General features: G+C 59.3%; 21 protein-coding genes and 1 pseudogene. 15 read left to right on the plus strand and 7 right to left on the minus strand.

The window, feature by feature from the left end:
- Positions 1–40: 40 nt before the first annotated feature.
- The 6 genes from rbfA to rpsO all read left to right on the plus strand — a co-directional run bounded on the left by rbfA (position 41) and on the right by rpsO (position 4,204).
- Positions 41–436, plus strand: coding sequence for a 30S ribosome-binding factor RbfA (gene rbfA / locus ACR0J7_RS17720; RefSeq protein WP_209505090.1), 396 nt, complete (start codon positions 41–43; stop codon positions 434–436).
- Entirely contained in the window at positions 433–1,176 is a 744-nt protein-coding gene (locus ACR0J7_RS17725; RefSeq protein WP_480915144.1) for a phosphodiester glycosidase family protein, read from the plus strand. The genes rbfA and ACR0J7_RS17725 overlap by 4 nt, the downstream gene beginning before the upstream one ends.
- A 54-nt stretch (positions 1,177–1,230) precedes the next feature.
- The gene (gene truB, locus ACR0J7_RS17730) at positions 1,231–2,136 is read left to right on the plus strand and encodes a tRNA pseudouridine(55) synthase TruB (RefSeq protein ID WP_480487926.1); all 906 of its coding nucleotides are present in this window, start codon (positions 1,231–1,233) and stop codon (positions 2,134–2,136) included.
- 21 nt (positions 2,137–2,157) lie between these two features.
- Positions 2,158–2,661 (plus strand): DUF1643 domain-containing protein, encoded by a 504-nt coding sequence (locus tag ACR0J7_RS17735; protein WP_480915146.1) that lies wholly within the window; start codon positions 2,158–2,160, stop codon positions 2,659–2,661.
- Between the two features lie 94 nt (positions 2,662–2,755).
- The gene (locus ACR0J7_RS17740; RefSeq protein ID WP_480915148.1) at positions 2,756–3,790 is read left to right on the plus strand and encodes a calcium-binding protein; all 1,035 of its coding nucleotides are present in this window, start codon (positions 2,756–2,758) and stop codon (positions 3,788–3,790) included.
- Positions 3,791–3,934: 144 nt separating this feature from the next.
- Entirely contained in the window at positions 3,935–4,204 is a 270-nt protein-coding gene (rpsO, locus tag ACR0J7_RS17745; protein WP_170329634.1) for a 30S ribosomal protein S15, read from the plus strand.
- A gap of 88 nt (positions 4,205–4,292) precedes the next feature.
- Here the strand turns inward: rpsO and ACR0J7_RS17750 are convergent, their stop codons facing one another.
- Both ACR0J7_RS17750 and ACR0J7_RS17755 read right to left on the minus strand, forming a co-directional pair.
- The gene (locus tag ACR0J7_RS17750) at positions 4,293–5,192 is read right to left on the minus strand and encodes a hypothetical protein (protein WP_480915150.1); all 900 of its coding nucleotides are present in this window, start codon (positions 5,190–5,192) and stop codon (positions 4,293–4,295) included.
- Between the two features lie 161 nt (positions 5,193–5,353).
- Entirely contained in the window at positions 5,354–7,066 is a 1,713-nt protein-coding gene (locus tag ACR0J7_RS17755; protein WP_480915152.1) for an adenylate/guanylate cyclase domain-containing protein, read from the minus strand.
- 331 nt (positions 7,067–7,397) lie between these two features.
- Here ACR0J7_RS17755 and pnp point away from each other — a divergent pair, with 331 nt between their 5' ends.
- The gene (gene pnp / locus ACR0J7_RS17760) at positions 7,398–9,548 is read left to right on the plus strand and encodes a polyribonucleotide nucleotidyltransferase (RefSeq protein WP_480482820.1); all 2,151 of its coding nucleotides are present in this window, start codon (positions 7,398–7,400) and stop codon (positions 9,546–9,548) included.
- Positions 9,549–9,724: 176 nt separating this feature from the next.
- Positions 9,725–10,729 carry a Hint domain-containing protein gene (locus ACR0J7_RS17765; protein ID WP_480482815.1) on the plus strand — a complete coding sequence of 335 codons (1,005 nt, stop codon included), beginning with the start codon at positions 9,725–9,727 and terminating at the stop codon, positions 10,727–10,729.
- Positions 10,730–10,741: 12 nt separating this feature from the next.
- Here ACR0J7_RS17765 and ACR0J7_RS17770 read toward each other — a convergent pair whose 3' ends face one another.
- The gene (locus ACR0J7_RS17770; protein WP_480915153.1) at positions 10,742–11,377 is read right to left on the minus strand and encodes a DUF1326 domain-containing protein; all 636 of its coding nucleotides are present in this window, start codon (positions 11,375–11,377) and stop codon (positions 10,742–10,744) included.
- 267 nt (positions 11,378–11,644) lie between these two features.
- Between ACR0J7_RS17770 and ACR0J7_RS17775 the strand changes: the two genes are divergently transcribed.
- Entirely contained in the window at positions 11,645–12,334 is a 690-nt protein-coding gene (locus ACR0J7_RS17775; protein WP_209598425.1) for an outer membrane protein, read from the plus strand.
- Positions 12,335–12,464: 130 nt separating this feature from the next.
- Here ACR0J7_RS17775 and ACR0J7_RS17780 read toward each other — a convergent pair whose 3' ends face one another.
- Positions 12,465–13,115, minus strand: a complete 651-nt coding sequence (locus tag ACR0J7_RS17780; RefSeq protein ID WP_209505101.1) for a peroxiredoxin — start codon at positions 13,113–13,115, stop codon at positions 12,465–12,467.
- Positions 13,116–13,329: 214 nt separating this feature from the next.
- On the opposite strand from ACR0J7_RS17780, the gene ACR0J7_RS17785 reads away from it, so the two are divergent.
- Positions 13,330–14,769, plus strand: a complete 1,440-nt coding sequence (locus tag ACR0J7_RS17785; RefSeq protein WP_209505102.1) for an aldehyde dehydrogenase family protein — start codon at positions 13,330–13,332, stop codon at positions 14,767–14,769.
- A 61-nt stretch (positions 14,770–14,830) separates the two neighbouring features.
- Here the strand turns inward: ACR0J7_RS17785 and ACR0J7_RS17790 are convergent, their stop codons facing one another.
- Both ACR0J7_RS17790 and ACR0J7_RS17795 read right to left on the minus strand, forming a co-directional pair.
- Positions 14,831–15,265 carry a glyoxalase superfamily protein gene (locus ACR0J7_RS17790; RefSeq protein WP_480482805.1) on the minus strand — a complete coding sequence of 145 codons (435 nt, stop codon included), beginning with the start codon at positions 15,263–15,265 and terminating at the stop codon, positions 14,831–14,833.
- Between the two features lie 177 nt (positions 15,266–15,442).
- Positions 15,443–16,294 carry a bifunctional helix-turn-helix domain-containing protein/methylated-DNA--[protein]-cysteine S-methyltransferase gene (locus tag ACR0J7_RS17795; protein ID WP_480915156.1) on the minus strand — a complete coding sequence of 284 codons (852 nt, stop codon included), beginning with the start codon at positions 16,292–16,294 and terminating at the stop codon, positions 15,443–15,445.
- Between the two features lie 117 nt (positions 16,295–16,411).
- On the opposite strand from ACR0J7_RS17795, the gene nth reads away from it, so the two are divergent.
- From nth to ACR0J7_RS17810, 3 genes and pseudogenes are all read left to right on the plus strand, one after another.
- Positions 16,412–17,056: an endonuclease III gene (nth, locus tag ACR0J7_RS17800; RefSeq protein WP_209505105.1), complete on the plus strand. Its 645-nt coding sequence runs from the start codon at positions 16,412–16,414 to the stop codon at positions 17,054–17,056.
- A complete protein-coding gene (locus tag ACR0J7_RS17805) occupies positions 17,053–18,042 on the plus strand; it encodes an adenosine kinase (RefSeq protein ID WP_480482801.1) in 990 nt (329 codons plus the stop codon). Before nth ends, ACR0J7_RS17805 begins: the two co-directional genes overlap by 4 nt.
- Positions 18,043–18,306: 264 nt before the next feature.
- A pseudogene (locus tag ACR0J7_RS17810) lies at positions 18,307–18,405 on the plus strand (IS6 family transposase); the annotation flags it as partial.
- Between the two features lie 82 nt (positions 18,406–18,487).
- On the opposite strand, the gene ACR0J7_RS17815 reads toward ACR0J7_RS17810, so the two are convergent.
- Positions 18,488–19,393 carry a LysR family transcriptional regulator gene (locus ACR0J7_RS17815; RefSeq protein WP_480900794.1) on the minus strand — a complete coding sequence of 302 codons (906 nt, stop codon included), beginning with the start codon at positions 19,391–19,393 and terminating at the stop codon, positions 18,488–18,490.
- A 97-nt stretch (positions 19,394–19,490) separates the two neighbouring features.
- Here ACR0J7_RS17815 and ACR0J7_RS17820 point away from each other — a divergent pair, with 97 nt between their 5' ends.
- Both ACR0J7_RS17820 and ACR0J7_RS17825 read left to right on the plus strand, forming a co-directional pair.
- Complete coding sequence (locus ACR0J7_RS17820; protein ID WP_480900796.1) at positions 19,491–21,017, plus strand: sulfatase family protein; 1,527 nt, start codon at positions 19,491–19,493, stop codon at positions 21,015–21,017.
- 38 nt (positions 21,018–21,055) lie between these two features.
- The gene (locus ACR0J7_RS17825) at positions 21,056–22,642 is read left to right on the plus strand and encodes an ABC transporter substrate-binding protein (RefSeq protein ID WP_480482795.1); all 1,587 of its coding nucleotides are present in this window, start codon (positions 21,056–21,058) and stop codon (positions 22,640–22,642) included.
- Positions 22,643–22,965 lie beyond the last annotated feature (323 nt).

Genomic DNA, 22,965 nt, shown 5'->3' on the forward strand with positions numbered 1-22,965 from the left:
CCGCTTGGCAAAGCCCCGCTTTGCGCTTAGATCGGGGATTATGGCAAAGAACAAATTCCATGATGGCCCCGGCCCGTCCCAACGGCAGCTGCGTGTCGGCGAACTGATCCGCCGCACCCTGTCCGAAGTTCTGGCGCGCGGAGATGTCCACGACCCCGACCTGAATCGCATGTCGATCACCGTGGGTGAGGTGCGTACCTCGCCCGATCTGAAGATCGCCACCGCCTATGTGCTGCCCCTTGGCGGCAGAGGGCAGGAGGACGTGATCGAACTTCTGGCCCGCAACAAGGGTGAGCTGCGGCGCATGGTCGGCAAGAAAGTCGGCCTGAAGTTCGCGCCCGATCTGCGCTTTCGGCTGGATGACACATTTGACCGTCTGGACGATACCCGCCGCATGTTCGAACAGGACGCGGTGCGCCGCGATCTGGACGAGTGATCCGCACGCTTGTCACATTGGCGACGCTTCTTTGGGCCGCGCAGGCAGGCGCGGTCACTTGTGAAAAGCTGACCCACGAGGACAAACGTTATACGGTTTGCAACGTCGATGCAGCCAATGAAGATCTGAGGCTTTTTCTGAACGGCGAAGACGGTCAGGTATTGGGGCATTTTTCGTCGGTCAACGAAGTGCTGGCCCCGGAAGGCGAACGGCTGGCCTTTGCGATGAACGCGGGCATGTATCACGACGACCGTTCACCCGTTGGCCATTATGTCGAGGACGGCCAGGAGCAGATGCGTGTGATCACCAACCCCGGCCCCGGCAACTTCGGTTTGCTGCCCAATGGCGTGTTCTGCATCCGCGAAGGCCGGGCAGATGTGTTTGAAACGCTTGATTACGTGGATCAGGCCCCCACCTGCCGCTTTGCCACCCAATCCGGCCCCATGCTGGTGATCGACGGAGAACTGCACCCGCGTTTCCTGCCCGATTCGACCTCGCTTTATGTTCGCAATGGGGTCGGCACCAGTTCCGATGGTACGCGGGCGGTGTTTGCGATCTCGGAAGATTATGTCACCTTCCACGAGTTCGGACGTCTGTTCCGCGATGTGCTTGGCACGCCAAACGCGCTGTTTTTCGACGGCAATATCTCGCGGATGTATGAACGGGCCAGCAACCGCTCGGATTTGGGATTCTCGCTGGGGCCGATTGTCGGCGTCGTCGAAGAAACGCCCGCAAATTGACAGCGGCAGAGTGATCCGTTAACTCGCGCGCCTTAGCAAGATTCAAGGTGCAAGATGGGACGCAAACGCAAGGGTCGCGACATTTCCGGCTGGCTGGTGGTGGACAAGCCCGCGGGCATGACCTCGACCGCCGTGGTCAACAAGGTGCGTTGGGCGATGGATGCCAAAAAGGCGGGCCATGCGGGCACACTGGATCCCGAGGCGACCGGCGTTCTGGCAATTGCCTTGGGCGAGGCGACCAAGACCGTTCCCTATATCACCGATGCGTTGAAAGCCTATACTTTTACCGTGCGACTGGGGCAGGCCACCAACACGGACGATGCCGAGGGCGAAGTGATCGCGCAAAGCGACGCGCGCCCCTCGGATGACGATATCAAACAGGCGCTGACCCCGTTTCTGGGCGATATCATGCAGGTACCGCCCAAATTCTCGGCGGTTAAGATCGACGGCCAGCGCGCCTATAAACTGGCCCGTGATGGGGAGGATGTGGAGCTGAACGCTCGCCCCCTCTGGGTCGAGGAACTGATCCTTGTCGACCGCCCCGACGAAGATCACGTGGTGCTGGAGATGACCTGCGGCAAAGGCGGCTATGTGCGGTCTATCGCCCGCGATCTGGGCGAGGCGCTGGGGTGCCACGGCCACGTCAAGGAACTGCGCCGCATCTGGTCCGGCCCGTTCGAGGCCGAGGACGGGTTGAGCATCGAGCAGATTGACGAGATGGCGAAAACAACCGCGTTGGACGAATATCTGCACCCGCTGGAAACCGGCCTGTCCGACCTGCCCGAGCTGAAATGCACCGCCGAGGGGGCAACCCGTCTGCGCAATGGCAATCCGGGCATGGTGCTGGCCTCAGACATTGAATACGGCGACGAGGCCTGGGCATCATTCGACGGCAAGGCCGTGGCCGTTGGCATCTATAAATCCGGTGAATTGCACCCCAGCCGGGTGTTCGTCGACTGAGAGCCGTGTTAGGCGAAGGGCATGATCACCCGTTCCCATACCAAGGGCGACGCGCCCTCGACCGCCATCTATTCCGATTGCGAGAAATACCGCTATGGCCTGACCCGCATCTGGGACCCTGAAGGTCGCAAGGCGCTGTTTGTGATGCTGAACCCGTCAACCGCGACCGAGGTGCAGAACGACCCGACGGTGGAACGCTGTGAACGGCGCGCACGCGCGCTTGGGTTCGGCGCGTTTCAGGTCACGAACATCTTTGCGTGGCGCGATACCGACCCGCGCAAGATGCGGGCTGCCGCCGATCCGGTCGGGCCCGAGAATGACGCGGCCATTCTGGACGGTGTGCAATGGGCCGATCAGGTCATCGCGGCCTGGGGCACGCACGGCGCGCATCTGGGGCGCGGCCCTGCGGTGGAAACCCTGTTGCGCGGAACCGGCCAATCGCTGTTCCATCTTGGCCTGACCAAGGACGGACACCCCAAACATCCGCTTTATATCGCCTATACGCAGCAGCCTGAGCTCTGGTGACAAGGGTTAACCATTTCAAAGGTTTACCTTTGACCCTGTGACGGGCGATATGGGATATTCCACCCTCGGAGCATCATGCTTTCGGAGGGGTTCCATGTTTCTGGCCGGATTGCTTGGACTGGCCGCCATTGGCGGCGCTGCTTACGCGATGAGCGATTTTCTGATCGAAGAGGACGACACGCCGGATGAAAACCCCGAAGGTGAACCATCAGCCGAGGATGATACCGGTGAGTTTCTGGTCATCGGCGAGGGTGTCGAAGATCCGGAAAGCACCGACACCGAACCTTCGCCGGACAGCGACGAGGCACCCTCCACCGGGACTGTGATCTCGGAATTTGAAGGCGATCTGGTGATTGCCGGTGGCGATGGTTCGGACGTGATTACCGGGCAGGACGGTGTCGATCAGATCAACGGCTATGGCGGGGACGACACGATAAACGGTGCCAAGGGCAACGACGTTCTGCACGGGGGCGACGGCGCGGATGAGATATCGGGCGGGCAGGGAAATGACATCCTGCACGGTGAGGCGGATGACGACCTCTTGTTCGGAGATGACGGGGATGACGCCCTTTACGGTCATTTTGGGGACGACACACTGGATGGCGGTGCGGGTGAGGACGAACTGTTTGGCGGTCAGGGCGACGACCAGCTGGACGGTGGCGCAGGGGATGATGCGTTGCAGGGCGGGTTCGGGGACGATGTTCTGAACGGGGGCGAAGGTGAGGATACCGTCTTTGGCGGGGATGGAGACGACTTTGTTTTCGGGATCGAAGAGGGGGCCGCCGAAAGGGATTTCCTGAACGGCGGTGCGGGTTACGATACCATTCTGGCAGGCGGCAAAGACGTGGTAACGGGCGGAGACGGGGCCGATGATATCGTGTTGAACCCAGGCGACGATCAGGTGACCGTGATGGGGTTTCAACCCGGTGAAGACAAGCTGCTGGTGACGTGGGAGGATGAGACCGACCCGGCAATCGAGGTTGAGGCCGACGCCGAAAACGCCAACCTGACAAGGGTTTTCATCGATGGTCAGGAAGTTGCGCAGGTATATGGTGCCGAAGGGATGACTGCGGCCGATATTCAGCTGATCACCGAAGCGCAGCTGGCACAATACGGGCAGATGGTCTGAGCCCGCAGAAACCCTTTGCCATTTGGGTCAATTGCGCTTATACGCGCCCATCCGCATCGGAATCGGTGCGGTTTTCTCCATGGGCCTGTGCTGGACGACATCCCGGCCTGCGCCATCAACTCTAACCTTTCAAAGGAGACCCCGATGTCGATCACTGCCGCTGAAAAAGCACGCGTCATGCAAGAATTCGCAACCAAAGAAGGCGACACCGGTTCGCCTGAAGTACAGGTTGCTATCCTGACCTCGCGCATCAACACCCTGACCGAGCACTTCAAGACCCACAAGAAAGACAACCACGGTCGTCGTGGTCTGCTGAAAATGGTTGCTCAGCGCCGTAAGCTGCTGGACTACCTGAAGGGCAAGGAAGAGGCGCGTTACCAGGACCTGATCAAAAAGCTGGGCATCCGCCGCTAAACGTATTTGTTACGTTTTGTACCGGTTCTGAACCCCGGTCTGTAAGATTTGTACGCCCGCCCAAATGGCGGGCGTCTTTGATTTCGGGTCAGATCGCCTGCCACTTTTTGTAGGTATCGACCGCCAAGGCGGTGTCGATCACGAACATCGCAACTGCGGATACCATCGCCAGCATCGACACCCAGAACGACCCGCTTGCCGAGGCGACGGCCAGAGTCATGCCGCCGACGCAGGTGGCAATCGCGGCGGCTTTTTCCAGGCCGCTCATGTCGGTCAGAACGATGCCCGCAAGTTTGGTGAACCCGACAGACGCCTTGGCGACGCCCAGCATGGCCTTCATCATGGCCAGATCGCTGCCCGCCGTTCCGGCCTTGGCGATTGCACCGGCGTGGCGGCTGATCGGTCCGCTGCATTTGACGGCAATCCCGGCCCCGGCCCGCGTGACCGTCTTGGTTCCGAGCGCCTGATAAACCCCCAGTGCCGCCATGGCCATCGTGATGATATCGGCAAAGGCCTTGGCGGCGGCCCCGATAAAGGTGTTCAGCGCGGCCTTCTTGCGCTTTTTCCTGCTGGTGCCCAGCGGTGCCCCCAAAAGCGGCGTGTCCCCCTGCATCAGGATCAGGCTGTCTGCAGTTTCCTGCACCGAAAACGGCGCGGCATCGACGGGAACCGTGGCGGCTTCGGCCTCGGGTATCGGGTCGGGGGACAGGAACCGCGCCTTGATCTGCGCCTGCTGGTCCGCCGGTAGCGCCCGGATATCGGCCCCTTCGTCTGAGGCATAAAGCTCTTGCCATGCGCTTTCCATGATCGCGGCCACGTCCGCCGCACTTGGTTCGGCGGCGGGGGCTGTCATCAGCGGCATCTTCGGGCCTGCATCAAGGTCGATGTCCTCGACCGCGTCCTCGGGGAGCTTGTCGAGCATTTCGATGAATGACTCGTCGAACACATCAGGGTTGAATGAAATGCCAGAGGCGGAATGGAGCTTCATGGGTAAACCTACTTTCATTAACTTTGACACAATAAGCCTGCACAATAGACGAGTTTTAAATTCCCTCTGTGGTGAACATCACACTTGAACATCCGGACGTCGCCAGCCGGGGCGCGCGGAGTTTCGTGGCCGCAGCAGAACGCGTATCTGTAGACCAGCCGTTATTCGGGAAGACCGGCCTTTTTCCACCCTTCGCGCCAGCTTTCCGCACAGGCCGGAACGGTAAAGACCGGCAGGCTGGTCTGATCCGAGGAAGCGGTGATATCGGGGCGCAGCGCTTGCAGGTCGCTTATCGCCGCCTGCGCCGCTGCGGCATCCGACATCTGGCCCAAGGCGGCAACAAGCATCAGGTGGCTCATGACAAATCCTGACCGAACGGCCAGAGCGTCACGCGCGGCGGCGGCGGCCTCGTCATACCGGCGCAGCTGAAAAAGCGCACTTGCCCGGGCGATATGCGCCGCATGGCGCATCGGGTCTTTCGGGCTGAGTTCAATGGCATGTGTTGCGTGTTCCAATGCCTCGTCCGACCGGTTCAACATGCACAGGTTGATAGAGGCGAGCATGTGAACACTTGCAGCATTGGGGTTTTCGGCCAGAGCCTGTTTGAACGCCGCCCGCGCGCGCGGCAAGTCGCGGGCCAGCATCGAGATTGAATGCGCCGCATAAGCCATGGCAATGCCGTCGGCGCGGTCGCTCATGAGAACGCGTTCTGCCGCGCTGATGGCGGCCCTGGGCCCTTCGCCGATGGGATCGAGCCCCTGCACAAGGCGTTGAATATGCAGCCATGCCAGCAGCCCTGCGGCTGCGGCGTAATCCGGGTCGCGGTCCAGCGCCAGCGTTGTCAGCCGGATGGCTTCGCGATTGGCGTCATCTGTCAGCAGATGAAATTGCGACTGCGCCTGAAGATAGAGTTCATAGGCTTCGAGGCTTTCGGTCGGCTTGGCGCGGGATCGGTTCGTTTCGGCTTGGCGCAGCGAAGGTTCGATCGCCGTGACGACCTCTTGCGTGACCTTGTCCTGAAGCTCGAAGATATCGTCCAGCACCCCGTCAAAGCGATCGGCCCACAGGTGGCTGCCATTTTCCGCATCGATCAACTGCCCGGTGATCCGGACACGCTGTCCCGCGCGGCGGACGGATCCTTCCAGCACATACCGAACCCCGAGCGTCAGGCCGACCTGGCGGATATCCGTCGTTTTTCCCTTGAAGATGAAGGACGAGTTGCGGGCCACGACCATCAGCCAGCGAAAGCGCGACAGTTCCGTGATGATGTCTTCGGTTATGCCGTCGGCAAAGAACTCTTGCTCGGGGTCGCCGGACATGTTGTCGAAGGGCAGAACGGCGATCCCCGGACGAGTGTCGGCGGGTGTAGCAAGATGGGCGGTTGAACCCTTTGGCCAGCACCAGACACCAACGCGGCGCGTGATGTTCTTCAGCTCGGCCTGCCCGCCGCCGTCGAACAGGGCCGCATCGCCCCGGTCAAGGCTGTGATGCGCCGTGTCCGAGATCAGGATCTGGTCGGGTTTGGCCAATGCTTCGAGCCGGGCAGCGACATTGATGCCATCACCGAAAATGTCTTCGCCTTCCGTGATGACCTCACCCGTGTGAATACCGATGCGCAGCCGCAGCCCTTCGGGCTTGTCGCAGGATTGCAGGGCAATCGCAAAATCCGACGCGTCGGACGTTGACCGGAATTCGGCGATCCAGCCATCCCCCATGCTTTTGATCAATGTGCCGTTGTGGGTTTCCAGCAGGGCAGTGAGCGTGTCGTCACGGAACGATTTCAGCGCTGCAAGTGTACCCTGCCGGTCCTGATCCATAAGCGCCGAGTACCCGACAACGTCAGCCGCCAGCACTGTCGTAAGCCGTCTTTTCATTCGCACCCCCAATGAAAGTGAGGTTAGCGCAGTGATCCGGTTCTGTCAGGCCATTTCCCGGACGGGGGGCAATGGCACGCATCGCACCATCATGCGGCCCCTGTGCCTTGTATCGCGCTGCGAGGGGTCAGGGCCTGCCTCAGCATGATCCGGCCAGCTTTTTCGGTTTCGCTTTCCTTCCAACGCATTCTCATGTATGCGCGCGGTATCTGAGACGTTGTGCCCTGACCCCGGCACTCGAACGGAAGATAAATGGGGTCGGCGGCAATGGGGCCGCCATGCAAAACCGGAGACCCGCAGGGGCGGGAGTGCTCCGTTCTAGGATACGCATATGTTTGATGTAACGAAGAAATCGATGCAGTGGGGCGAGGAGACGCTGACACTGGAAACCGGCAAGGTTGCCCGTCAGGCCGACGGCACCGTGATTGCCACGCTGGGCGAAACCAGCGTCATGGCCAACGTGACCTTTGCCAAGAGCCAAAAACCTGGTCAGGACTTTTTCCCGCTGACCGTACATTACCAAGAGAAATATTACGCCGCCGGTAAGGTTCCGGGTGGCTTCTTCAAGCGCGAAGCGCGCCCAACCGAGAAAGAGACGCTGACCGCGCGTCTGATCGACCGTCCGATCCGCCCGCTGTTCGTTGACGGTTTCAAAAACGAAGTGCTGGTGATGTGCACCGTGCTGAGCCACGATCTGGTCAATGATCCCGACATCGTTGCAATGATCGCCGCGTCGGCTGCGCTGACCATTTCCGGCGCGCCGTTCATGGGCCCGATCGCCGGTGCCCGCGTTGGATTCGTGGATGGCGAATACGTCCTGAACCCGACCGTGGATGACATGCAGGACCTGCGCCTGAACCCTGAACAGCGTCTGGATCTGGTTGTTGCCGGTACCAAAGACGCCGTGATGATGGTGGAATCGGAAGCCTATGAGCTGTCCGAGGCCGAAATGCTGGGTGCCGTGACCTTTGCGCATGAGCAGATCCAGCCGGTCATCGACCTGATCATTTCGCTGGCCGAAGACGCCGCGAAAGAGCCGTTCGAATTCGTCGCACCCGATTACTCGGAGCTTTATGCCGCCGTTTCGGCTGCCGGTGAAGAGCAGATGCGCGCCGCGTTCGCGATCACCGACAAGCAGGAGCGCACCGCCGCTGTTGCCGCTGCCCGTGAAGCGATCAAGGAAGCGCTGAGCGAGGAACAGCTGGAAGACGCCAACCTTGGCTCGGCGATGAAAAAGCTGGAAGCCGGTATTCTGCGCGGTGACGTCGTCAAGGGCGGCAAGCGCATCGACGGTCGTTCGACCACCGATGTGCGTGCCATCGAAGCCGAAACCTCGCTGCTGCCGCGCACACACGGCTCTGCCCTGTTCACCCGCGGTGAAACTCAGGCGCTGGCCGTGACCACGCTGGGCACCGGCGACGATGAGCAGTTCATCGACGCGCTGCACGGCAACTTCAAATCGAACTTCCTGCTGCATTACAACTTCCCCCCCTATTCGGTTGGTGAAGTGGGCCGTGTGGGTTCGCCCGGCCGTCGCGAAATCGGTCACGGTAAGCTGGCATGGCGCGCGCTGCAGGCGGTTCTGCCTGCGCCGACCGACTTCCCCTATACCATCCGCGTGGTGTCCGAGATCACTGAATCCAACGGCTCCAGCTCGATGGCGTCTGTCTGCGGCGGTTCGCTGTCGATGATGGATGCGGGTGTTCCGCTGAAAGCTCCGGTTGCCGGTGTGGCCATGGGTCTGATCCTGGAAGATGACGGGTCTTACGCAGTTCTGACCGACATTCTGGGTGACGAAGACCACCTGGGCGATATGGACTTCAAGGTTGCGGGTACTGCAAACGGCATCACCTCGCTTCAGATGGACATCAAGGTCGCGGGCATCACGCCTCAGATCATGGAAACCGCCCTGGCACAGGCCAAGGACGGCCGGATGCACATCCTGGGCGAGATGGGCAAAGCCCTGTCCGAGACCAACGAGTTCTCGGTCCACGCGCCGCGCATCGAGACCATGAACATCCCGACCGACAAGATCCGTGAAGTGATCGGTTCGGGCGGCAAGGTCATCCGCGAGATCGTCGAGGTTTCGGGTGCCAAGGTCGACATCAACGACGATGGCGTCATCAAGATCGCATCGCCCGATGGGGAATCGATCAAGAAAGCCTATGACATGATCTGGTCGATCGTGGCCGAGCCGGAAGAAGGTCAGGTCTATACCGGCAAGGTGGTCAAGATCGTCGATTTCGGTGCTTTCGTGAACTTCTTTGGCAAGCGCGACGGTCTGGTCCACGTGTCCCAGATCGAAAACCGCCGCCTGAACCATCCGTCGGATGTTCTGAAGGAAGGTCAGGAAGTGAAGGTCAAGCTGCTGGGCTTTGACGATCGCGGCAAGGTTCGCCTGTCGATGAAAGTGGTCGATCAGGAAACCGGCGAAGAGATCGTTCCCGAGAAGAAAGAAAAGAAAGAGGAAAGCGCAGAGTAATCTGCCCACCCTCTGATTGAATGCGAAAGGCCCCGGTTTCGACCGGGGCTATTTTTGTCCGCGCGGTCAGGAGTGTCGGGCGTCCCGTGGCTTGGTAAATCAATTATTAACACTTCATGCGTGTATTTACTCAACCATAAGGATGATCATGTTGCATTCAGGGATGCTTTTCGACCGTGGCCTCGATAACCGTTTTCGAAATCAGCGCAGACCCCTACAGCAATAAAAGCGTCGATATTACTGCCGCTTATTCCGTTGATATCACCGACAATGACGCCCTGTTGCAGGATCCCGACCCTGACAGCGCGCAGCTTGATCTGTCGGCCCTGCCCGGTTTTTCCGGGACAAGCCAGAATTTCAGCACTTTCGAAAGCTATTCGGGGACGGTGAACGGGGCGCCTGTCACCTTCATTCTGGTTCAGTTCTCGAACCCGCGCTACATCATCGTCACCTCGGGTCAGGCGCAGCTGAACGATACGATCACGGGGACCAGCTTTGGCGGGACGGCAGCGCCAACTACTTATCAGACCCTGCCGTCTTTCGTGTGCTTTACCGCCGGGTCCCTGATCCGGACACCCGCCGGGCTGCGCCGGGTCGAAACCCTGAACCCCGGCGACCCGGTTGTCACTGCCAAGGGCCATATCCGCCCGGTGCGCTGGGTCGGCAGGCGTCGCTTGTCAGCGCAGGAGTTGCAACAGGACCCTCATCTCTGTCCGGTTCGGATCATGGCGGGATGTTTCGGGCCAAACAGCCCCAACCGTGATCTGGTCGTCTCGCCACAACACCGGATCGCCGTCACCTCGGCGATGATGGAGCTGATGCATTGCGAGACCGCGATGCTGGCCCCGGCCAAGGGGCTGATCAACGGGCGGACAATCGTTCAGGAGCTGCCCGCGCAAGGGGTCGAGTATGTCCATATCCTTTTTGACCGGCATGAGTTGGTGAATGTCGAAGGGGTCTGGTCCGAATCCTTCTATCCCGGCGACACGACACTGGGCGCGATGGCTCCCGCCACAAGGCGCGAGCTGTTCACCCTGTTCCCGGATCTGGCCTGCGGTGCCGGTGGCTATGGGTCAACCGCGTTGCCGGTGCTGAAACCCTTTGAGGTTCGGGTGCTGAAGGCGGATCTGACGCTGCCCTGCTGGTCATCGGTCCCGAACACATCTGCGCACGCCGCCTGACAGGGGTGCCGATCAGTGGGTAACCCCGCCGGGCCCATGTTTCAGAAGATGCCACTGGCCATAGCTGTCCTTCAGGTCCAGCTTTATCGCGGCATCAGAGCGGGTCGAGGCGCTGCCAATCTCGGCAATGGAAAACTCGATCCCGCCGGGAATATCGATGCGGACCCTATGCGCGCCGCCACCATGCGGGGCCTGAATCGGCTGTCCGGTGGATTTCAGAATATCACCAACGGTAACGCTGGCCGTGCGCTCTTCAAGGTCCATCTCGAATTCGATCGGCAGGTAGAGCGTGTCATGAACCGTCTCGCACATTGCCCTGAACACGTACCAATGCGTCGCCATCTCTTCGGTTTCTTCACCGTGAAAGACCTTTTCCAGCGCGTCACGCTGTGCCGGGGTTGCTGCGGGATCAACGATCACCTGCATCTCGCCGCCGCCTTCAAAGATCGGCCCCGGCCAGGCATAGATCAGTGCGGCCCTAGTCCCGCTGAGGTCGGTGTCACCGAAATGCCCTTTGGTCACCTCCAGCACTTCGAACCCCCGGCAATCGCCATGGGTCGGCAACTCTTCGAACTGGCAGGGGCAAGAATAGCCGCAGTTGCAGTTCCCGAAACTCTCTCCTTCAACATACCAATCTGTAAAAGCCATGGTCTTCTCCCGCTAGGTACAGTCCGAAAGCCCGAGGTGATTGGTCGTATGCCTGAGTTTTGCCCCCCGCGCACCCTATCACAAATTGCCCGGAACCAGAACCTGAGGGCCATGAGACGGCAGATGAACGGTCCTGCCCAGCCCCGGATCTATTCATTCACGCGCGTCCAAAAACCTGTGAAACGAAGTGATAGCCCCGCGCCTTTCCTTTCCGTCAAGCCCGCCCACATCGAGGCCAAGCAGAGTTTTGGAGCTACGGAGACAATCATGTTCAAGCGCATTTTACTTACCTCAACGGCCCTCGCCGCCAGCGCGACGGCGCTTGCCGCGCAAAGCCTGGGCGACGGCACCTATGTTCAGGGCTTTGTCGGGTACAGCCAGTTGCAGGACAGCGATTTCGCAGGCACGATCGGCGGCGCGCCGCAGTCGGTCGACACGGAGTTCGACGCAGGGTTCGGTCTGGGCGTGGCCATCGGCAAGGAGATCCCGCAATGGTCCAATGACAGGTTCGGAACACGGGTTGAGCTGGAGCTGTCTTACCGCGACAGCGACGTGGATGGTGTGAACTTCTCGGGCAACGGGCCGGGGGCCGAGGGCAATATCTCGGGCGATGTCACGCAGACCTCATTGTTTGCCAATGTGCTGTTCGATTTCAAACAGGCGGGTGCGCTGACGCCCTATGCCGGGTTTGGTCTGGGGGCCACCTATTCGGATCTGGATTTTGCCTATGGGCCCGGTGTGGCGCTGGATGACAGCGACACCGCCTTTGCCGCGCAGCTGATCGCCGGTGTGGCTTACGAGATCAACCCGTCAACCGCCTTTACCGTCGACGCCCGCTATGCCCGCGCCTTTGACGTCTCGTCGCGGCGGCTGGCCCCGAACGGCGCGTTGACCGGCATCGTCGAAGACGATCTGGATACGTTCAGTGTCAATTTCGGGCTTCGGTACAAGTTCTGAGGTCCAGGGGCAGGTCTCCCTTCGGTTACCCTGCCCCCGCCTGCTTCATCTGGCCCCAAATATCCTCGGGGGGAAATCGTGCCGGCAGGCACGATGGGGGGCAGACAGCCCCCCTGACCCGGCACCCGCCTTAAGACGGCGCTTTGGTCTTGCGCAGATAGGGAAAGATCGTCTCGAACGCGCCGAATTTGGCCTTGGCGTCTTCGTTCGACACTGAGGGCGGGATGATCACGTCTTCACCCGGCACCCAGTTGGCAGGCGTTGCGACACCCTTCGACGACATCTGCAACCCGTCCAGCGCGCGCAGGATTTCCGCAAAGTTGCGGCCCACGGTCATCGGATAGGTCATCGACAGTTTCAGCTGCTTGTCAGGGCCGATGATAAAGACCGACCGCACGGTGGCGCTGTCCGCCGGGGTGCGACCATCAGGCAGGTAGGCTTCGGCGGGCAGCATATCGAAGGCTTTCGACACCGCCAGCCCCTCATCAGCGATGATCGGGAACCCGGGATTGGCCTTACCGTATTCCTCGATATCCTTCTTCCACTTCTTGTGGTCTTCGACACCGTCAACCGAAACGCCGATCACCTTGGTGTTGCGCGCGGCCCATTCGTCGTTCAGCTGCGCGACGGCCGAGAATTCGGTGGTGCAGACAGGCGTGAAATCCTTGGGGTGCGAGAACAGAATGGCCCAGCTGTCGCCAATCCAGTCGTGAAACTGAATGGTGCCCTGATCTGTTTCTGCGGTGAAGTTCGGGACCGTATCGTTGATGCGCAAACCCATGGGGTATCTCCTTTCCAGTATTAACCTGAGTCGATTGCCCGCAACCTAATCACTTTGCCCACGGGTTAAAACTTGCATCGTGGTCGCGGCCCGGAAATTCACCGGTTTCACTGGAAAAATAATTTGATCAAATTATCTATTGCCCCCTGTTCGCTTGGGTGACAGAGTGTCGGCGAACAGCCGGATTCTAGCTGGACCGACAGGAGGGCTCAGGATGATCGAAAAGCGGAATTTCTATATCAATGGTCAATGGGTCGCGCCGTCGCAACCCAATGATTTCGAGGTCATCAACCCCTCGACCGAGGAGCCGTGCGCGGTGATCTCACTGGGTGGGCAGGCCGACACGGATGCGGCAGTTGCCGCCGCCAAGGCCGCCCTGCCGGGCTGGATGGCAACGCCGGTAGAGGCCCGCATCGCGCTGGTCGAGAAGCTGATCGACATCTACCAGACCCGCGCGGAAGATCTGGCGCAGGCCATGTCGCTGGAAATGGGCGCGCCGATTGACATGTCGCGCAGCCAGCAGGTTGGTGCAGGCACATGGCATTTGCAAAACTTCATCCGCGCGGCCAAGGCGTTTCAGTTTGAACGCCCTCTGGGGGATCACGCCCCGAATGACCGGATCATCTATGAGGCGGTTGGCGTGGCCGCATTGATCACGCCCTGGAACTGGCCGATGAACCAGGTCACGCTCAAGGTCGGTGCAGCGGCGATTGCGGGCTGCACGATGGTTCTGAAACCCTCCGAGCAAAGCCCGCTGAACGCGATGATCTTTGCCGAGATGATGGACGAGGCAGGGTTCCCGCCCGGTGTCTTCAATCTGGTAAACGGCGATGGCGCGGGCGTTGGCTCGCAGCTGTCGGGTCATCCCGACGTGGATATGGTCAGCTTTACCGGCTCGACCCGTGCGGGTACGGCGATTTCGAAGAACGCGGCGGAAACGCTCAAGAAAGTGCATCTGGAGCTGGGTGGCAAAGGCGCCAATGTGGTCTTTGCCGATGCCGATGAAAAGGCTGTCAAACGCGGTGTCCTGCACATGATGAACAACACCGGCCAGAGCTGTAACGCCCCCAGCCGGATGCTGGTGCAGCGCCCGATCTATGATCAGGCTGTTGAGATCGCCGCCGAGGTCGCCAGCAAGGTCACGGTGGGCAGCGCCGCAGAAGAGGGCCGCCATATCGGACCCGTCGTGAATGAGGTTCAGTGGACCAAGATTCAGGACCTGATCCAGAAAGGTATCGACGAAGGGGCGCGGCTGGTCGCGGGCGGCACCGGACGCCCCGAGGGGCTGAACAAGGGCTATTATGTCCGCCCGACGGTCTTTGCCGATGCCAACAACCAGATGACCATCGCGCGCGAGGAAATCTTTGGCCCGGTTCTGACCATGATCCCCTTCGACACCGAGGAAGAGGCTGTCGAGATCGCCAATGACACACCTTATGGCCTGACCAATTATGTGCAGACGCAGGACAAGGCGCGCGCCAACCGCATGGCGCGGGTTCTGCGGTCGGGCATGGTCGAGATGAACGGCCAGTCGCGCAGCGCGGGCTCTCCGTTTGGTGGGATGAAGCAATCCGGCAACGGGCGCGAAGGTGGCGTTTGGGGGCTGGAGGACTTTCTGGAAGTCAAATCCGTCGGCGGCTGGGCAGCTGAATAATACACCCGGCGCAATGCGAGATGAGAGGGCGAGGCAACGCGGTTGCCTCGCCCGTGTTATGTCAGACAGGCCGCACCACTAGCTGGGGTTCCCCGTCGGACGTATGGCGACGGGAACGACCGTCCCAACCAATCTCGCCGGTCACGCGCTGGCGATAGGCCGAGAAACTGTCGAACCGGACCACATCGACAGGCGTGTCGAACTGTAGGGTCACCCGGCGGTGCGCACCGTCCCCCAATATGGTCAGACCACGAATTTCCGCTGTGAACGGCTGGCCCAGGTAGCGACCTTCGACCCGGTCCCCCACACGCAAACGCATCCGGTTGCCCGCCATCGCGTGCAATGTGTTCCAGTCGCGCACCCCATGTTGATGCGCCACCAGTTCCAGGGCCTGACCGTGCGACAGCTGAACGCCGGTGTCGCGCAGTTTCCGTCGCAGGCGTTTGGCCTGCTCTTTCAGCTCCTCCAGCGGAGCGATGTCTTGTGACAGTGTCATGTTTTGCCTCGTTTCCTTGAACGGGCGCGAGTTTAGGACGGGGTTCGCATTACCATCCGCACGCCGGGAAAGGGCAACAGATGTTTGTTCAACCGGGTTTCACCAAAGCCAATGGCCGCGAACGGCAGGGGACCCGAACCTGCGGTGCTTTTTGGCAGCGGTCGGGCCTGCTGTCAATCAGGCGTCGGCCTGTGCCGCCTCATAGGCCAGCATGGCCCGTTTGACCGGCAGACCCCAGTGATAGCCGCCCAACCCCCCGGATTTGCGCAGGGCGCGGTGACACGGGATCAGCCAGCTGACTGGGTTGCGCCCGACCGCCGTGCCCACGGCGCGCACGGCCTGTGGTGAACCCACGCGCAGCGCGATTTCGGAATAGGTCGTCACCTGCCCCGACGGGATGTGCATCAGTGCTTCCCATACCTTGATCTGCAAGGGTGAGCCGATCAGGTAGAGCGGTGTCGGCTCTGACCGGTCGCTGGCCGTGCCGAATGCGCTGAGAACCCAGGGGCGCAGGCGCATCGGATCTTCGACATAATCCGCGTTAGGCCAGCGCGAGATCATATCCTCCATCGCCGCCTTCTCTCCGGTTTCAGCCCCGAAGGCGATGCCGCAGATGCCCTTGTCGGTGCCCATGACCAGCGCGGGGCCAAAGGGGCATTCGAACCAGCCCCAGTAGATCGTCAGACCCGCGCCCCTGCGGGCATATTCGCCGGGGCTCATGGATTCCCATTTCAGGAACAGATCATGCAGGCGGCCACTGCCGGACAGGCCTACGTTATGGGCGGTTTCAAGCGTGGTGAACCGTTCGCGCAGCAGCGCCTTGGCATGGCCCAGCGTCAGGTATTGCTGATACCGTTTTGGCGACACTCCGGTCCAACGCGAGAACAGGCGCTGGAAATGCGCTGGGCTCATATCCATCTGGCGGGCCAACTCATCGAGGCTGAGGGTTTCACCGCCCTGATCAATCAGGTCGATTGCCCGGCGCATGACGTTATAGTGGTATCCGCTTTCGGGGGTCTGGACGTTCATGGTTGCACCTCATTGTCTGGCACAAACCATAGCGCGCGCGACACGCTGCCGCGACCCGGAACTTGCGCATTGGCTTTGGGCTTGTGTCGCGGCCCCTCGGGCGGCATTAAGGCCCGGATGGCAAAGCAACTCGACTATCATACGATCCGCGAGATCTTTACGCGCTTTCAGGAGGCCGACCCCGAACCCAAGGGTGAGCTTGAGCATGTGAATGTCTACACGCTGGTCGTGGCCGTGGCGCTGTCGGCGCAGGCAACCGATGCGGGGGTCAACAAGGCCACGCGCGAATTGTTCAAGATCGCCGATACGCCGCAAAAGATGCTGGATCTGGGCGAGGAGGGCCTGATCGAGCATATCAAGACCATCGGCCTGTTCCGCCAGAAGGCCAAGAACGTCATCAAGCTGAGCCGTATTCTGGTCGAAGACTATGGCGGTGAAGTCCCAAATTCCCGCGCAGCGCTGCAATCGCTGCCGGGTGTCGGACGCAAGACCGCCAACGTTGTGCTGAACATGTGGTGGCGGCAGCCAGCGCAGGCTGTGGACACGCATATCTTTCGCGTCGGCAATCGCACCGGCATCTGCCCCGGCAAGGACGTAGACGCGGTCGAGCGCGCCATCGAAGACAATATCCCCGCCGATTTTCAACTCCATGCGCATCACTGGCTGATCCTGCATGGCCGGTACCATTGCAAGGCGCGTAAGCCGCAATGCCCGACCTGCATCATCCGTGATCTCTGTCAATTCGAGGACAAGACATTATGAAAACCTACCAGCTGACCGGTATCGGAAATGCCGTTGTGGACGTGATCTCGCAGGCCGATGACAGTTTCCTGGAACTGATGGGCATTGAAAAAGGCATCATGCAGCTGATCGAGCAAGAGCGCGGTGAGCTGCTGTATGCCTCGATGGAGGGTCGGGTACAGACACCGGGCGGGTCTGTTGCCAACACGATTGCGGGCGCAGGTGCGTTGGGGCTGGATGCTGCCTTTATCGGGCGGGTGCATGACGATGCGCTGGGCCGGTTCTATGCGGATGCGATGAACGAAGATGGCGTCGATTTCGTCAACCCGCCGGTTCCGGGCGGGGAATTGCCGACCTCGCGCTCGATGATCTTTGTCTCGCCCGATGGCGAGCGGTCGATGAACACCTATCTGGGCATCTCCTCGGAACTGTCGTCGCATGACGTGCCCGATGAGGTCGCCGGAAGCAGCCAGATCATGTTCCTTGAGGGCTATCTGTTCGACAAGGAAAAGGGAAAGGCCGCGTTTCTTGAGGCCGCGCGCGCCTGCCACAAGGGCGGCGGCAAGACCGGGATCGCCATTTCCGACCCGTTTTGCGTGGAACGGCACCGGGTTGATTTCCTGCTGTTGATCGAGAATGAGCTGGATTTCGTCATCGGCAACGAGGCTGAAATCAAATCGCTGTTTGAAACCGACGATCTGGAAGAGGCGCTGATCAAGACCGCCGAGATTTGCCCGCTGGTGGTTTGCACGCGCTCGGGTGATGGCGTGACCGTCCTGAACGGAGGCGCGCGCATCGACGTGCCGGTCAAGAGGATCGTGCCGGTAGACGCAACCGGTGCCGGTGACCAGTTCGCCGCGGGGTTCCTGTATGGAATGGCCACAGGGCGCGATTACGAGACCTGCGCCAGGATCGGCAACGTCTGCGCCCGCGAGGTCATCAGCCATATCGGCCCAAGACCCGAGGCGGATATGCTGGAATTGTTGCGGGAAGAAGGGCTGCTTTGAGCCCATTTTGTTGAAAGACTCCTCCTTTATCGAAGGCTGAACGGCCAATCCGCATGTTGCGGGCCGGGTATTGCTTTGTGATCCGGTCCGCGCGGTGGTTTTGTGAAGGGGCGCAACTGGCTTGAAGTCATTCGGACTATGGTTGGCCACTCATAGAAGCGTGCTGCCTTTTTGAGCGTCCAATCATTCTCACCCTTAAGGGTGTTTGCTTGTTTTAACCTCTGTCTACGCGCAAGTGCCTTGGATTTTGGTCTTCGTTGCCCCAAGTTTGCGCCGGAGCACACAACGCGGACCCAGAAACACGTGCGGCGTGCCAGTGTCGATTGGCGCGTGGACGAGAGGCATATCCTGGTCGGTGGCAAAAGCGGGACCCATCAACGCATGCAACAGTCCCGCAATGCCGGTGTATCCGTAGAAGTCTGAACGTCAATGAACGCTTTGTTTTTTAGCCGAGTTGTTTGGTCCACAAAACAACGCGTTCGATCTCTTGGATCAGGCAATCCTGAAAATCCCTGTCTATCTGTGAAGCGTTGATGCCAATTGGTTCAACGACCGCAAACCGATAGAGAGGAAGGCCCTCTACGATCCGCGGCCGTCCTTTGTTCCCTTGCAACCAATGAAAAACCGTAAAAGCATCCACGAGAGGCAACCCACCGCAGGATTTGCTAAGAGTAAGTGCAGCTAAAGATGTTTCGACAGTCACCGGTGGGCGCTCACCCTCTAGCAAGTCACTTAGCGACAAAGCACTCTCAACTTCGTTGCGCAGCCCGATGATCTGATAGGGCGCCATCTGTTCCAGTGTCAGCGCCCCCTGACCTGCGGCTAAAGGGTGACCTTCGGGAACAAAACAAATATGTGGTAAGCTTCCCTCAAACAGGACGTTCATTTGCTTCAGAGAGCGCGAAACATAGGCGAAGCCTGTTCTCATCGCGCCGAAACGGGCATAGTCCAGTATCCAGTTTGAAGATCGTACCCGCCAATCGATCCGGATGTTCTTTTCCGCTATGTTCAGCCGTCTCAGGGCCTGAGGCACGAGGTCTAATGAGGCGGCGGTTATTGTGGCAATTGACAAGGACCCGCGATCCTTCCGAGCGATCTGAGAGGCGATCTCGTTCAAGTTCGCAAGGGCCGAAAAATTGCGTTTAACCTCTTGATAGAATTCTTCCGCTTCGGGGAGCGGTGTCACACCCTTACTTCGGCGACGAAACAAAGGAACGCCAAACTCCCGCTCCAGATCCGACAAAAGCCGGCTGACGCTGGGTTGTGACAGATTCAACCTGCGACCAGCAGCGGAAACCGACCCGGTTTGCATGATCGCAGAGAAGACGTTGAGTTGGTTATGGGTGAACATAGGTATTCGATTAACAAATATCAGTCGAAACAGATAGTATTATTTCAAATGTAAGCGCTGTGGTACTGTCCCGTTGTTTCGGAGGGCAGCGCCAAGAATGAAGAAAAATGTCATTTTGATTATGACGGACCAGCAACGCGCGAACAGTCTGGGCTGCACCGGAAACAAGCATGTCAGGACACCGAATATAGACGCACTGGCCCAGCGGGGCGCCGTCTTTACCAAGCATTTCACACCGCACCAGATCTGCTCTCCAAGCCGGTCCACTTTGTTCAGCGGTCAGTATGCAAGGTCGCACGGCCTGACGCGCAACGGGGTTGCCCTGCCTGAGGATCTGAAACTGATCACCCATGACTTTCAGGCCATGGGGTACAAGACCCATGGGGTTGGGAAATTCCACTTCCAACCTATTCTGGCCGGGCCAGAGCATCTTATGCCGGATTCAAACGCCTTTTGGGACTTACCGGAAAGTGAGGGATGGTGCGGCCCCTTTTACGGGTTCGACGCGGTCGACATTCTGATTGGAGAATCCGTTAGTGCCACAAAGGGTGGGCATTATGCCCGTTGGCTGGAATCTGTCGCGCCGGGAGCGGCCGAGCTCTATCTCCCGGAAAACGCGCTTGAACCGCAATGTGGGGATATTGACGAAGTTTGGAAATCGGCCATCCCTTTCGACTTGCATTACAACTCTTGGATCACAGATCGGGCCTGCGAGTTCCTGACCGAAAATGACGGGTCAGACCCGTTCTTTCTGTTTGTTTCCTTTCCCGATCCGCACCATCCTTTTTCCCCCCCTGCGCCATGGTGCGACATGTACGATCCGGCGGACATGCCAATGCCCTCATATGTGCCTGATGAGCTGTCAGCGATGCCGTCTTTCCTGCGCGACGGCGATGATGAGGAAAAAGGTAAAAGCTATGTGGACTTCCTGCGCGATCCGGGACCACCGCGAGAACAGGGTTTTTTGCAGACAACATCGAGCTTCTCGGACGATTCAATTCGCCGTGCGATCGCGTATACCAATGGAATGATTTCGATGATTGACGCTTGCGTCGGCCGGATCATGGCACAGGCGGAGCATCAAGGTCTCCTTGAAGACACCATTGTCATTTTCACCTCGGATCATGGCGAGTTGTTGGGTGATCACGGGCTTATCCGAAAAGGCCCCAGCCCCTACAGATCGCTTTTGCACGTACCGCTGATCGCTGCAGGTCCGGGGATCGAGCTTGGCGAACGTCACGGGACAACAAGTCATCTGGATCTGCGCGCGACGTTGCAGGATTTTTTGGAGCTGGAGCATCAGCCGACCGAAGGGGTCTCTTTCGCTCACCTGATGACGCAGGCAGATGGCCCGGGGCGTCGCGAGTTTTTTGCCGAATATCACCCACGTACGCGCATGGACACTTACAACCAGACGGTAATGACAGACGAATGGCGTGTCACAATCTATCCTCAAAACGCAGACTGGGGAGAGATGTTCGATCTTCGCAACGATCCGGGTGAACACGTCAATCTCTTCTTCAAAGAAGAATACCGCAGCACGCGTGACGAGATCATTGAAAAATTGTCACGACACTTTCCGCCAGCTGCGGATGCAGGCGGAGTGTCACTTGCAACCTACTAATCAAATCTGAGCTCTCAAACGACAACGGGGAAGTCACCATGAACGAACATATCAAATATCTGGCAAAACAGGCAGCGCTTGGCAAAATGCCCCGCCGTGAATTTCTTGGGAAGGCGTCCGCCTTGGGGCTGGCTGCTGCAACAGCCAATCTGGCGATGTCGTCAGCGGTCAAAGCCGCTGGTCCACAAAAAGGTGGCACCATTCGCGTTGGCATCCAGGGCGGCGGCACAACTGACAGCCTTGATCCTGCGACCGCCGCAAACTCAACCGCTAATATGGTCGCCCGCCTTTGGGGTGAGACGCTCTTGACGCTTGCACCTGATGGCGGCCTTGAGCCCAAGGTCGCAGAAAGCTTTGAGGCTTCTGCCGACGCAAAAACGTGGACGTTCAAGATACGAGACGGCATCACCTTCTCAAACGGTCAGCCCGTCACTGCCGAGGATGTTCTACAGACCATCGACCGGCACTCGAACGAAGAGACCAAATCCGGGGCGTTGGGCTTGTTGCGTGGTATCGCAAATATGCGAACGGATGGCGACCTGTTCATCGTCGAGCTGGAAGCGCCCAATGCCGACCTTCCATATCTGCTTTCGGATTATCACCTCGTCATTCAGCCTGGTGGCGGAAAAGAGGACCCAGCTGCTGCAATTGGCACCGGTCCTTATGTTTTGAAAGCCGCCGATATGGGTGTGCGTTTCGTGGCTGAACACAACCCCAACCATTGGGATGACACGATTGGTCATGCAGGCACGATCGAAGTGATTGTCATCAACGACAACACCGCACGAGTCGCGGCGCTGCAATCTGGTCAGGTCGATATGATTGACCGTGTGCCGCCCCGTACTGCACGTCTTGTTGACCGCGCGCCCGGTATCACGGTGCGCTCTACGTCCGGCGCAGGTCATTACGTGTTTATCATGCACGTCAATACCGCGCCGTTCGACAACCATGATCTGCGTATGGCCTTGAAATACGCCATCAATCGTCAGGAAATGGTGGACAAGATCCTCTTCGGCTACGGCTCTGTGGGCAATGACACACCCATCAACAGCTCTTATCCCCTCGCAACTGAGTTCGAACAGCGCGAATACGACGCGGACAAGGCGGCGTTCCACTTCAAGAAATCGGGTCATAGCGGGCCGGTCACGCTTCGGTCGTCCGAGAACTCGTTCCCCGGCGCATTGGATGCGGCCGCGTTGTTCCAGCAGTCCGCAGCTGCCGCGGGCATAACGCTGGACGTGAAGCGCGAGCCCAATGACGGCTACTGGTCTGAAGTTTGGAACAAGCAACCTTTCTGCACCAGTTACTGGGGTGGCCGTCCGGTTCAGGACCAAATGCTGTCCACAGCATATTTGTCCACAGCGGATTGGAACGACACCCGGTTCTTCAACGAGCGTTTCGATCAAATCGTCATCGCAGCGCGCGCCGAACTCGATGATGCGAAGCGCAAGGAAATGTACGCAGAAGCCTCAGCGTTGATCCGTGATGATGGTGGTCTGATCTGTCCGATGTTCAACGACTTTGTCGGTGCGACTTCAGATCGGATCAGCGGTTGGGTTGACGATCACAAGGGCTTTGACCTGATGGATTTCCGCGCACCGTTGAAGATGTGGGTCGCCGCTTAAACGCGCGGTTTTAGGGTTTGACCATGGACAGGCGCAGTTCTTATCCCGAACTGCGCCTGTTCAATTGCGACTCGAACCAGCGTTTCAAAAGAAATGGCACGTGTCGGGCATTGATTGGCATCCCATGCCCTGGCGAGAGGAACTACGACTTGAATAGAGCCGCTGCGGGTCTGATCCGATCCGCGCTGGTAAGGAGGGCTCAAGGATCACTTACTGTGAGTGCCAACCCGCAGTGGACGTGTCGCGGTTTGCTGCCGCTCCTTTGATAGCATTTATTGCAGCAAAGGAGACGAACTATGGGACTGAAACGGACGGACGAATTT

The sequence above is a fragment of the Ruegeria sp. O4 genome (assembly GCF_056535125.1).

Excerpts from the sequence above, each read along its gene's own strand:
- rbfA (WP_209505090.1), top strand. The coding sequence starts at position 41 with ATGGCAAAGAACAAATTCCATGATGGCCCCGGCCCGTCCCAACGGCAG.
- truB (WP_480487926.1), top strand. The coding sequence starts at position 1,231 with ATGGGACGCAAACGCAAGGGTCGCGACATTTCCGGCTGGCTGGTGGTG.
- ACR0J7_RS17735 (WP_480915146.1), top strand. The coding sequence starts at position 2,158 with ATGATCACCCGTTCCCATACCAAGGGCGACGCGCCCTCGACCGCCATC.
- ACR0J7_RS17740 (WP_480915148.1), top strand. The coding sequence starts at position 2,756 with ATGTTTCTGGCCGGATTGCTTGGACTGGCCGCCATTGGCGGCGCTGCT.
- rpsO (WP_170329634.1), top strand. The coding sequence starts at position 3,935 with ATGTCGATCACTGCCGCTGAAAAAGCACGCGTCATGCAAGAATTCGCA.
- ACR0J7_RS17750 (WP_480915150.1), bottom strand. The coding sequence starts at position 5,192 with ATGAAGCTCCATTCCGCCTCTGGCATTTCATTCAACCCTGATGTGTTC.
- ACR0J7_RS17755 (WP_480915152.1), bottom strand. The coding sequence starts at position 7,066 with ATGAAAAGACGGCTTACGACAGTGCTGGCGGCTGACGTTGTCGGGTAC.
- pnp (WP_480482820.1), top strand. The coding sequence starts at position 7,398 with ATGTTTGATGTAACGAAGAAATCGATGCAGTGGGGCGAGGAGACGCTG.
- ACR0J7_RS17770 (WP_480915153.1), bottom strand. The coding sequence starts at position 11,377 with ATGGCTTTTACAGATTGGTATGTTGAAGGAGAGAGTTTCGGGAACTGC.
- ACR0J7_RS17775 (WP_209598425.1), top strand. The coding sequence starts at position 11,645 with ATGTTCAAGCGCATTTTACTTACCTCAACGGCCCTCGCCGCCAGCGCG.
- ACR0J7_RS17780 (WP_209505101.1), bottom strand. The coding sequence starts at position 13,115 with ATGGGTTTGCGCATCAACGATACGGTCCCGAACTTCACCGCAGAAACA.
- ACR0J7_RS17785 (WP_209505102.1), top strand. The coding sequence starts at position 13,330 with ATGATCGAAAAGCGGAATTTCTATATCAATGGTCAATGGGTCGCGCCG.
- ACR0J7_RS17790 (WP_480482805.1), bottom strand. The coding sequence starts at position 15,265 with ATGACACTGTCACAAGACATCGCTCCGCTGGAGGAGCTGAAAGAGCAG.
- ACR0J7_RS17795 (WP_480915156.1), bottom strand. The coding sequence starts at position 16,294 with ATGAACGTCCAGACCCCCGAAAGCGGATACCACTATAACGTCATGCGC.
- nth (WP_209505105.1), top strand. The coding sequence starts at position 16,412 with ATGGCAAAGCAACTCGACTATCATACGATCCGCGAGATCTTTACGCGC.
- ACR0J7_RS17805 (WP_480482801.1), top strand. The coding sequence starts at position 17,053 with ATGAAAACCTACCAGCTGACCGGTATCGGAAATGCCGTTGTGGACGTG.
- ACR0J7_RS17815 (WP_480900794.1), bottom strand. The coding sequence starts at position 19,393 with ATGTTCACCCATAACCAACTCAACGTCTTCTCTGCGATCATGCAAACC.
- ACR0J7_RS17820 (WP_480900796.1), top strand. The coding sequence starts at position 19,491 with ATGAAGAAAAATGTCATTTTGATTATGACGGACCAGCAACGCGCGAAC.
- ACR0J7_RS17825 (WP_480482795.1), top strand. The coding sequence starts at position 21,056 with ATGAACGAACATATCAAATATCTGGCAAAACAGGCAGCGCTTGGCAAA.